Origin of the sequence: Undibacterium sp. Tian12W, from assembly GCF_049339405.1 — a bacterium.
Lineage (GTDB): Bacteria > Pseudomonadota > Gammaproteobacteria > Burkholderiales > Burkholderiaceae_D > Undibacterium.
The window spans coordinates 1-255 of the sequence record NZ_JBMPPK010000095.1; the positions used below are offsets into that span (position 1 = coordinate 1).

The following is a 255-nucleotide window of genomic DNA, read 5'->3' on the forward strand; positions in this document are numbered from 1 at the left end:
CAAACATGCGTTTGATGATACAGAAGGCATGTTCAACCTTGGCACGCACGCTTGACTTGCGGCGATTGGTCAGGCGTTCTTCTTCTGTCAGCGCGTGACTGCGTGTGCCCCGGATGTTGGTAAAGTCCTTTATCCCTGGTGCTTTGCTGCGTGCAACCTGCTTTTGGCCCGTGTAGGCAGAATCGCCCCAGTAACGTGTCTCGCGCCCGTGCAGTAATTTTGGCAATACCTGGCTGTCGTGGACATTGGCTCCGG

1 protein-coding gene is annotated in these 255 nt (G+C 55.3%); it reads right to left on the minus strand.

What is annotated here, in order from left to right:
• A partial coding sequence (locus ACO0LI_RS30760; protein WP_423037742.1) for a transposase occupies positions 1 to 255 on the minus strand: 255 nt, incomplete at both ends.